We start from the raw sequence: 8,425 nt of genomic DNA, 5'->3' as shown, positions 1-8,425 counted from the left end.
ATATCGGCTCACTCAGTTATATGCTTAATCCAAGTTGATCCACAACTTTTGACCTTGATCCCAAATCTGACTGTTCTGGCAAATTGATTACCTGTCATTCAGCTTCTCTTACCCGAGTTTATTCCTAAGAGGTTCAACTTGATCTCTATCGATCGACAATCGGCAGGATGGTGGAGTTCGAAATTTTTCCATCTGAGACCATACAGTTTTTCTTTCAATTTAATACTCTCCCCTTATAATACAAACAAAATATATCAATTCACGAAATTGTGACTAACAATAGGCCTCTCTATATCATTTAAGGACTAAACTCTGGAAACAATTAGAGCTACATACAGTTTATAATACAAATAAAACATAAACTCAACACTATGAAAATCGAAGTAGAGAAAGGTCAGGACAAAACACTATTGACAGATGGCCAGCAGCAAGTAACTGTTACGGACATTGAGGAAGGCACCAGTGAATACAAAGGCATTCCATTTTTTGCCGTTCGCTTCGAAAATGATGAGGGGTATATATCCCAGCGTTTTTACCAGTCTCAGGCAGGAATGCCCGCTATTATAGGTTTGTTTGAAATGGCTGGAGTTCCCGTTGAAGCAGGAAAAGAACTGGACACAAAACAACTAATGGGTAAGGAAATGATAATTGAAGTAGGCGAACGATCCTATACCGATCCTGAAAGCCATAATGAACGGACGTTGAAGCAAGCCGTGAATTTTTTAGTAAGCTAACTGGGATTTCGTCAGTGGTTGCTTAACAGGCATCCAAAAAATCAGCGACAAAGCTTTAGTAAATAGGTTTGTATTAAAAACAGGCAGCTCGTCAATTGACGAGCTGCCTGTTTTTAATATAGTTGCTGGTAGCTGAATTTCCTGTTGATTGATAATCGTTAGTTTTTGAAAACGCGCGTCCAATCTAAATTCCAGCTATATGCCTGTTAAGATTCCTGAACCTGCTCCTGAGGCTCATTAACAAGTTGCTCCTCAACAGGCTGCTCAACAATAGGTCGTATGCTAACCGTGTTGGTTCCGCTTATTTTTACCCGATATTCCCAGTCTCTTTGGGCTTTGTTGCCAAAGTATTCTTTAAGCGAAGGATGAGAAAAACTGGCTCCATGCTTCGACGTTTTCTTCCGCTCAATTGGGCAATGAATTCGCTGATCATTTGGAAGGGTTACTACGACAATTTTACCGTGTTCCCCAAAATATGAATCAACACCGGCTGGCACATTTACAATACCTTGTTTGTGACTGGCTAACTGTGCGGTGATCGTAAATGCGGGTTGACTCGGTAGATTACTCGGTGGATTGCCTGTAGACATGAGACTTGCTTATTGTGAAGCACAAAGGTATATAATAATAAAATCAGTAATTTACTATGTTGCCTAGAATTTAGAGTATAGCTTAGCTTAATTTAAGCTGAGTGTACGCTAAATTCTATTTATTTGTTCATAAGTTGACTTTATTGCCTCCTCAGGCTTATTTCTGCCACGCATCCAATAACCGACGGATCATAATAATTTCCCCCACATGATACGCCGTATGATCAGCGGTGAGCATAGCCTCGCGAAGTAAGTTTTGCCCATCCCCATGGGCAAATGGTGTGTACAGGTCGGACTGAGGGTCATTCAATAGGCCAACGAAGGCATCGCGATCCTCCCGAACCTGATCGATTGCCTGTTGCCAGACGGCCTCATTTTCAGGAGCCTCTGCTTTCGTCCAGTACCCTGTTGGCCAGGGAGGGGATTGATGATCCGCATTCCGGGAAAATTCGAGAATATCCCATTGCACCGTTCGGATGTGGTCTACTAGCTGCCAAATACTATACGGAAGCTTGTCTGGCTTTATTCCCCGTAGCTCACCCGGTAACTCGCTTACGGCATTATCGAATGACTGATGGGCATTACTACCGGTTAATAAGCTAATTAGTTGCTGGCGGACGGCTACGTCCTGATCGGCAATAACTTGATTGGGTTGGGCCATGATGATTGACGTCGGTTCTGTTAAAGACTACCTGTAATGATCGCTGATTGTTATGTTTTTTATGATTTTACGAACCGTAACATAAACGATACGTCTTTGTTAATGATCCCAACGATCAATTATGAAAGCAATCATCATTACCCAACCCGGCAACACTGCCGTACTCCAATTTCAGGAACGGCCTGTTCCACAACCCGAACATGGTCAAGTCCTGATTCGGGTACGGGCGGCTGGCGTCAATAGAAGTGATATTCTTCTGAGACAAGGTGGCTATGGCATGAATCCGGCAGGGCAGATTCCAGGTCTTGAAGTAGCGGGAACTGTTGAGGCATGCGGCCCCACTAGCAGCCGCTGGCAGATTGGCGACCAACTTTGCGCGCTCATCAGCGGGGGTGGTTATGCTGAATATGTAGCCGTTGATGAACGCCATTGCCTGCCTATTCCACCAAATCTATCCTTTGTTGAAGCAGCTTCACTCCCTGAAACTGTTCTGACAGTCTGGTCAACGGTTTTTCAGTGGGCGCACCTGACATCGGGAGAAAATTTTCTGGTGCATGGTGGTAGCAGTGGCATTGGTGTTACCGCCATTCAGTTAGCAAAAGCGTTCGGTGCCCATGCCTATGCAACCGCAGGCAGCGATGAAAAATGTACGGCCTGCGAGCAGCTTGGTGCAGTAAAATGTATCAACTATAAACTGGAAGATTTTGAGCAGGCGCTGCAGGAAGTACAATTAAACGTCGTTCTGGATATGATTGGCGGTGATTACACGCCTAAAAACCTCCGCCTACTGGCTACCGACGGACGACTGATGTTTATCAATGCCATGCAGGGTGCCGATAGTCAGATCCACATTCCAACGCTGATGCAGAAGCGTATAACGATCAGCGGCAGTATGCTCAAACCACGAGATGCCAATTTCAAAGCAGCGCTAACGACCGAAGTTGAACAGCAGGTTTGGCCATTGGTAGCAGATGGGCGATTAAAACCGATTGTCTACCGTACCTTTCCCCTTTCAGAAGCCGCACAGGCTCAAGAACTCATGACTGGCAGTGACCATATCGGCAAAATCATCCTTGAAATTCAATAAACAGCTCCCCCATTATGGCCACTACGTTTCTGACTGCTGAATGGCGAAACTTAATCTTTGCGAATTACGCCCTCGACCGTCAGGTGCTTGAACCTCTCCTTCCCTATGGAACCGAGCTGGACGAGTTCAATGGCGTTTACTACGGAAGCCTCGTAGGCTTTTATTTTCAACATGTGAAACTGTTCGGGCGGGTTTCTGTGCCTTTTCATCGGCAATTTGAAGAATTCAATCTCCGATTTTATGTTCGACGAAAATCTCCAACGGGCTGGAAGCGAGGGGTTGTATTCGTTAAAGAGCTCGTTCCAAAACTTGCCATTACGCTGGTGGCGAACACGCTATATGGTGAACCCTACGAAACGCATCCTATGCGCCACCGCTGGGACATTCAGGAGAAAACCCAGCAGATCGACTATGAGTGGAAAGTCGGTTCTGCGTGGAATCATATCCGGGTAAGCGCCGACCGTACCGGCCACCCCCTAACCCCTGAAAGCGAAGAAGCGTTCATCACTGAACACTACTGGGGCTATACGAGACGTGGAGACGGTCGACGTCATGGACCCGGACGTACCTCGGAATACGAAGTTGTTCACCCACCCTGGAACATTTATCCCGTAACGGATTTTAGTGTTCTGTGCGATGTAGAAAAACTTTACGGCGCTAGGTTCGCGCCTTTTTTTGAGCGCCCTCCAGCATCCGTTTTTCTGGCCGACGGATCGGCGGTGAGTATACAATCAGGCTCGGAAATTCGGTGAAAAATGGAGAAAAATACTTGTTTAAACGTAGAAAAATGACTATCTTTCGTATAGATAATCAGACAGTTAAACAACATGACTACTCAACAAACACCTGCTGTAAACCCCTCATTTCCAAGCCCGGAGAATTTCCTGAATGACATTGAAAATTGCCTCAGCCTATACACTCTCAATGTGCTAAAAGACCGGTTGGTTAGTCAATATCGGATCAATCCAACGATCGACACAGAGGCCTATGATTCTATCTGGAAAGCCATGCACCGGAAGTCATGGAAACTTAAAGGCAAGTGGAATAAATACAGCCATCGCTTCCTGTCTGTAGCCTAGCCACTCGGCTAACACATGCGCTCAGGTTCTCGCTTGGCTACGCCGACCAGGCTGGCGTACCAGTGAATTCTATTCCTTCAAGGGCCTCTGGCCCGTTTTTGACGTAATCTGCTTTTCTCCGGCCAGAGGCCGTTAAAACAATAGCCCTTACTCGGCATAGCCAAGCGAGAACATGCGAATGGCCGACTTTCCCTACTTGACAAGCCAGACCTGTTGCGTGAAGCCACCATTGATCGCAGCATCCCACACCTCAACCCGCACCCAGGTTCTATTTTTGAGATTAGTGGTCAACGTGAGTGTCTGCTTGCCAAACGGAAGCGTGCTCATCAGGTCAATACGTTCGCGATAGACCTGGTTGCCATCTCCCGATATGATTTCGGCAAACGTTAACGGGAATGTCCAGTTTACGGTTAACGAAATGGTCGCTTTTCCATCCGCAGAGAGCTTTAGCGTTTCTCCTGCCCCTTTTCCATTGACCGAGAACGTGGGGAGCATGACCTCACCCGTTGTTACGAAGAATTTACCCTGTTTCATCACGTCCAGAATTGGCTGCCAGCCCTGACTGTAGTCTGGCAATTTATCCAACTGGAGATAGTTGACATTCAGGTGGGCGTAGGTTTCATTCTCCGGCTCCATCGAAAAAATGTCGGATTCCGCAATCACGTGCTTTTTTAATCCCCAGTTAGCCATATCGTCCATCAGATCCAGTACGCGCCGACTTAACCGCGGCTCCGACAGATCCGCAGGAATATTTTTCCAGGCAGCTCCAAAAAAGTGGTCGGATTTATAAAAATCTTCGTCTTTGTATTGATCCGGAAATCCAGTCGAACCCTTCGTGCGGGCATGCGCTGTCCAGGCCAAACCATTCTCGGCCTCAAGAAGCTTCAACATGTCGTTTTTATCAGCAATTCGATACACTTTTCCGTAGGTCGGGTCGTCCGTAACGAACGGCATCTCGGGTTTACGGGACATGATCCAGTACACTGGCTTCGGGAAAAAGTCCAGCCAGTGCCCCCCGAAAAAGTTATTCGGCTCTTCGCCCGGAAGTAATAGAAAGTTGTTGTCTGATAGTCGTTTACATTCACTGAACAAAGTTTTTAGTTCCAGCAGGCGTTGATCATCGGGCCCTTTGGGATGGCCGGGGCCATGAAACTCTGCCAGGTGCACAATATTGACGCCCGCGTTCTTGAACACGTTCACGAAGTTTGGCACCTTCGGTACGGGCTTTCCGGCCAGCACCGTGTTCATAACGTGTTCATTATGAAAGTGGCTCGACATAGTTTTGTAGCCAGGCAGCACGGAGTACTTATCGCTATGCGTAAAGCGTTTTACCTCGTCTAGTACTTGGGCTGGTTTATTGGTGCTGAGCAGGCAAAAGAAGTTTAACCGCTGCTGGGTTTTAGGGGGTGCATTCACCCAGGGAACCCAGCGCCTGTCGCCCATCAGGTCCTGCCGAATACCGATGCCAAACGCAGGTACCAAACTCCGGTAGTTAGTACCATACCAGGTAAAATCCAGATTATAGGCTTCATCCAGCGGGTAAAAATATTGATGGGGGGCAGGAAATACCGCCAGACTACCCTGGTTATTGGCCCCGATAATTGTCCGGTATTTCACCGCCTGAGCTTTGTTGGGTTGGTTCAGGTCGGCCGTTACGCTTTGCATCTGGTTATCAGTATCCGACCAGGCAATGTTCGTCCAAACCGGCTGTTTAGTCACCAGACCGGCATCATAGAGAATGGCCGTAGAATCCACCTCTGTGGCCATCACCGCGGCCACATTAAACAGGGGACTTCCATTATAAACCGTAATTTCAAGCGCACCTTTGAAGGTAGCGGCTTCCACCTCCGAGAGTCTGACTACGGTTCGGGAGCCAATGGTTTTGACACTGGCAGTCCGTTTGGACAATTCAACGGCGTACGATTTGTGGGGTAGTTTGTTCGTTTTATCGAAGAAGATATTCCAGCCATTTTGGGAAATTAAATCCCGTTTACCAATCGTCAGCACGAAGGCGGGGTCGAGCGCGCTGGCTATCTCACTAAATTTTCCCTGGTGAGATAGTTGAATGCTACTGAACAAAGGCTTTTCGGCATCAAGATTAAGGATCAATTTAGCCGTCTCTTTTCCATTGGCGGGCCAGCTAACAAGCAGGTTATTTCCCTGAGTGGTTACATTGGTGCCGTTTTTTTTCTGATAACCCGATAAATCCACGGGCACCTGCGCGTAAACGCCTGAGCAAATCAGCACCAGTAAGGCTACTAATTGATTCTTCATAAACCCTCTTCGTTATGAACCTCATAAGTGGGTTGCTCGGAGAATCTAATGCCGTGGAGCTGTAGAAATAGGGTATTAGGAGGTTAGTTGGTTAGTAGGCAACCTATTTATTCAATATGGCCACCTGCTTAGGGGCAAAATCTACCACAGTCAGTAAAATCGGACGGCACAGGCCGCCCTGCGCCAAAGCGGCAACTTTTACGTTTCGTTAACATTCTTTTACTAGCCTGCCAACACATCTCAGCACAAAGACTGGTAGGTTTACGGTCTGCCGTTGCGGCCGTCCGCGACTGCGGTTGACATTCGTTGGTATCAAAAAAGGAAAAAGGATGAACTACTCCCGCGTATATGCATTGTTTTGGATGGTTGTTTTTTGCACTTCCTGTGGACAAAACCAAACAAACTCACCAATAAATACTATCAAGTCCGAAATTAAAGACATCGGGCCTAACATAATGGTTCGCAATATAAAAAAAGGCAGAAATGGCACCATTTTGATTGCTGGCCCGAACAACTCATCATTTGGTGATGTTTTTCGATACGACCCTTCCAGGGCCGGGGAAAAATCGTTTACTAATCTGACAAGTAGACTAGGCCAGCACATATTCTGGGATGTGCTGGAAGATCGACAAGGAAATCTTTGGTTCGCTTCTACTGATTCAGGCGTTTATTATGACAACGGGAAATCCATTCAACATTTCACTACCACGGAAGGACTTGCCAATAATCGAGTTACGTCTGTTTATGAAGATAAAGCCGGCATTATTTGGTTCGGCACTGGAGGTGGAGTAAGCCGTTACGATGGGAAATCGTTTCGAAATTTCACTTCTCCGAACACTCCGCTTTTTTTTAAAGAAGGGCATTGGAATGATGATATTCATACAATCCTTGAAGATAAAACAGGGAAATTGTGGGTTGGCACAAGGGGCGACGCCTTTGTTTATGACGGAAAAAAATTTACCACGTTAACCCATAAAGGTGAACCCTTTCTCGACGTTTGGGCTATACTGGAAGATAGCAAAGGGGCTATTTGGCTCAGCGGTTACAATGGCTTTAAAGGAGGCCATCGACCCGGTGGGCTCTATCGCTATGACGGCAGTACCTTTACTAAGGTATCGGAGAGAGGTGCTTATGCTATAATCCAGGATAAAAAAGGAAACATCTGGACTACGGGTCCTGTAAATCCAGCTAATTGGACGGTCCAGGCACTTTCCCGTTATGATGCAACGTCCTTGTATAGTACTAAGCCCACGGTAACCGAAATAATTTCAGGAAAGGCTTTTCTGGGACTTTTGGAAGCTAATGATGGAAGTATTTGGTTTGGCGATGCGACCGGAGTGTATCGTTATGATGGAAAGACCATCACGGACTTTTATAATAAAGAGGGTCAGAAAAAATATATCATCGATACGAAGCAAAGTGCTATAATCTGGAAAGGTTCCAGGTTACTTGGTGGATGGGAAGGTCCTACGTTAGATAGTGATGGTTCCAGTACAGGAGACGTCGATATAGTAAAAGGAGAATTGTTGATCGAAAACCGTCAGCTGCAGGGTGGTGCAGTTGAAGTCGACATGAATACCATTGAACAAAAGTTTGATGATCAACGTCCACACAATAAATTACCTGCATTTTTTGATGTCAAAAAATTCCCTGTTTCAACCTTTGTCATTACGAAGGTTGAAACAGGGAATGATGGACATACAAAAGTTCCAACTGATGGAAGTATAAGAGTTAATGAAGGAAATATAAAAGTTACAGGGAACCTGACCCTTGAAGGTATTACGAAGGCAGTTACGTTTCCAGCCAAAATGCAATTTAAGGACGGAATGGACGGAACTGTCGAGGTGAATGGTACGCTGATCCTTGATCGAACAGATTGGGGTATCGATTATGGATCAGAAAAGTACTTTTATCAGTCTGGTGATGCAATTTTGGACGACGTTAAACTCTATATGAAAATGGTAGCCAAAAAATAACATCTGAATCCATTAGACTTCAAC

At 46.0% G+C, this 8,425-nt stretch carries 8 protein-coding genes; 5 read left to right on the top strand and 3 right to left on the bottom strand.

Annotated elements, in window-relative coordinates:
• The first annotated feature begins 371 nt into the window (after positions 1–371).
• Positions 372–734, top strand: a complete 363-nt coding sequence (locus ACYVGO_RS19890) for a hypothetical protein (protein ID WP_142773292.1) — start codon at positions 372–374, stop codon at positions 732–734.
• Positions 735–940: 206 nt separating this feature from the next.
• Here ACYVGO_RS19890 and ACYVGO_RS19885 read toward each other — a convergent pair whose 3' ends face one another.
• Together ACYVGO_RS19885 and ACYVGO_RS19880 are read right to left on the bottom strand one after the other, a co-directional pair.
• Complete coding sequence (locus ACYVGO_RS19885) at positions 941–1,324, bottom strand: hypothetical protein (protein WP_460970726.1); 384 nt, start codon at positions 1,322–1,324, stop codon at positions 941–943.
• A 157-nt stretch (positions 1,325–1,481) separates the two neighbouring features.
• Positions 1,482–1,985: a DinB family protein gene (locus tag ACYVGO_RS19880; RefSeq protein WP_460970725.1), complete on the bottom strand. Its 504-nt coding sequence runs from the start codon at positions 1,983–1,985 to the stop codon at positions 1,482–1,484.
• 121 nt (positions 1,986–2,106) lie between these two features.
• Between ACYVGO_RS19880 and ACYVGO_RS19875 the strand changes: the two genes are divergently transcribed.
• From ACYVGO_RS19875 to ACYVGO_RS19865, 3 genes are all read left to right on the top strand, one after another.
• Positions 2,107–3,072 carry an NAD(P)H-quinone oxidoreductase gene (locus ACYVGO_RS19875; protein WP_460970724.1) on the top strand — a complete coding sequence of 322 codons (966 nt, stop codon included), beginning with the start codon at positions 2,107–2,109 and terminating at the stop codon, positions 3,070–3,072.
• Between the two features lie 14 nt (positions 3,073–3,086).
• Positions 3,087–3,824, top strand: a complete 738-nt coding sequence (locus ACYVGO_RS19870) for a YqjF family protein (RefSeq protein WP_460970723.1) — start codon at positions 3,087–3,089, stop codon at positions 3,822–3,824.
• A 75-nt stretch (positions 3,825–3,899) separates the two neighbouring features.
• Positions 3,900–4,151 carry a hypothetical protein gene (locus ACYVGO_RS19865; RefSeq protein WP_460970722.1) on the top strand — a complete coding sequence of 84 codons (252 nt, stop codon included), beginning with the start codon at positions 3,900–3,902 and terminating at the stop codon, positions 4,149–4,151.
• Between the two features lie 192 nt (positions 4,152–4,343).
• Here ACYVGO_RS19865 and ACYVGO_RS19860 read toward each other — a convergent pair whose 3' ends face one another.
• A complete protein-coding gene (locus ACYVGO_RS19860) occupies positions 4,344–6,425 on the bottom strand; it encodes a CehA/McbA family metallohydrolase domain-containing protein (protein ID WP_460970721.1) in 2,082 nt (693 codons plus the stop codon).
• Positions 6,426–6,754: 329 nt separating this feature from the next.
• On the opposite strand from ACYVGO_RS19860, the gene ACYVGO_RS19855 reads away from it, so the two are divergent.
• Positions 6,755–8,401, top strand: coding sequence for a two-component regulator propeller domain-containing protein (locus ACYVGO_RS19855; protein WP_460970720.1), 1,647 nt, complete (start codon positions 6,755–6,757; stop codon positions 8,399–8,401).
• Positions 8,402–8,425: the final 24 nt, after the last annotated feature.

This window comes from Spirosoma migulaei, assembly GCF_054776855.1.
The sequence above is the reverse complement of the archived record's forward strand: the minus strand, read 5'-3'. Positions and strand labels throughout refer to the sequence as shown.

Excerpts from the sequence above, each read along its gene's own strand:
- ACYVGO_RS19880 (WP_460970725.1), bottom strand. The coding sequence starts at position 1,985 with ATGGCCCAACCCAATCAAGTTATTGCCGATCAGGACGTAGCCGTCCGC.
- ACYVGO_RS19875 (WP_460970724.1), top strand. The coding sequence starts at position 2,107 with ATGAAAGCAATCATCATTACCCAACCCGGCAACACTGCCGTACTCCAA.
- ACYVGO_RS19865 (WP_460970722.1), top strand. The coding sequence starts at position 3,900 with ATGACTACTCAACAAACACCTGCTGTAAACCCCTCATTTCCAAGCCCG.
- ACYVGO_RS19855 (WP_460970720.1), top strand. The coding sequence starts at position 6,755 with ATGAACTACTCCCGCGTATATGCATTGTTTTGGATGGTTGTTTTTTGC.
- ACYVGO_RS19870 (WP_460970723.1), top strand. The coding sequence starts at position 3,087 with ATGGCCACTACGTTTCTGACTGCTGAATGGCGAAACTTAATCTTTGCG.
- ACYVGO_RS19890 (WP_142773292.1), top strand. The coding sequence starts at position 372 with ATGAAAATCGAAGTAGAGAAAGGTCAGGACAAAACACTATTGACAGAT.
- ACYVGO_RS19860 (WP_460970721.1), bottom strand. The coding sequence starts at position 6,425 with ATGAAGAATCAATTAGTAGCCTTACTGGTGCTGATTTGCTCAGGCGTT.
- ACYVGO_RS19885 (WP_460970726.1), bottom strand. The coding sequence starts at position 1,324 with ATGTCTACAGGCAATCCACCGAGTAATCTACCGAGTCAACCCGCATTT.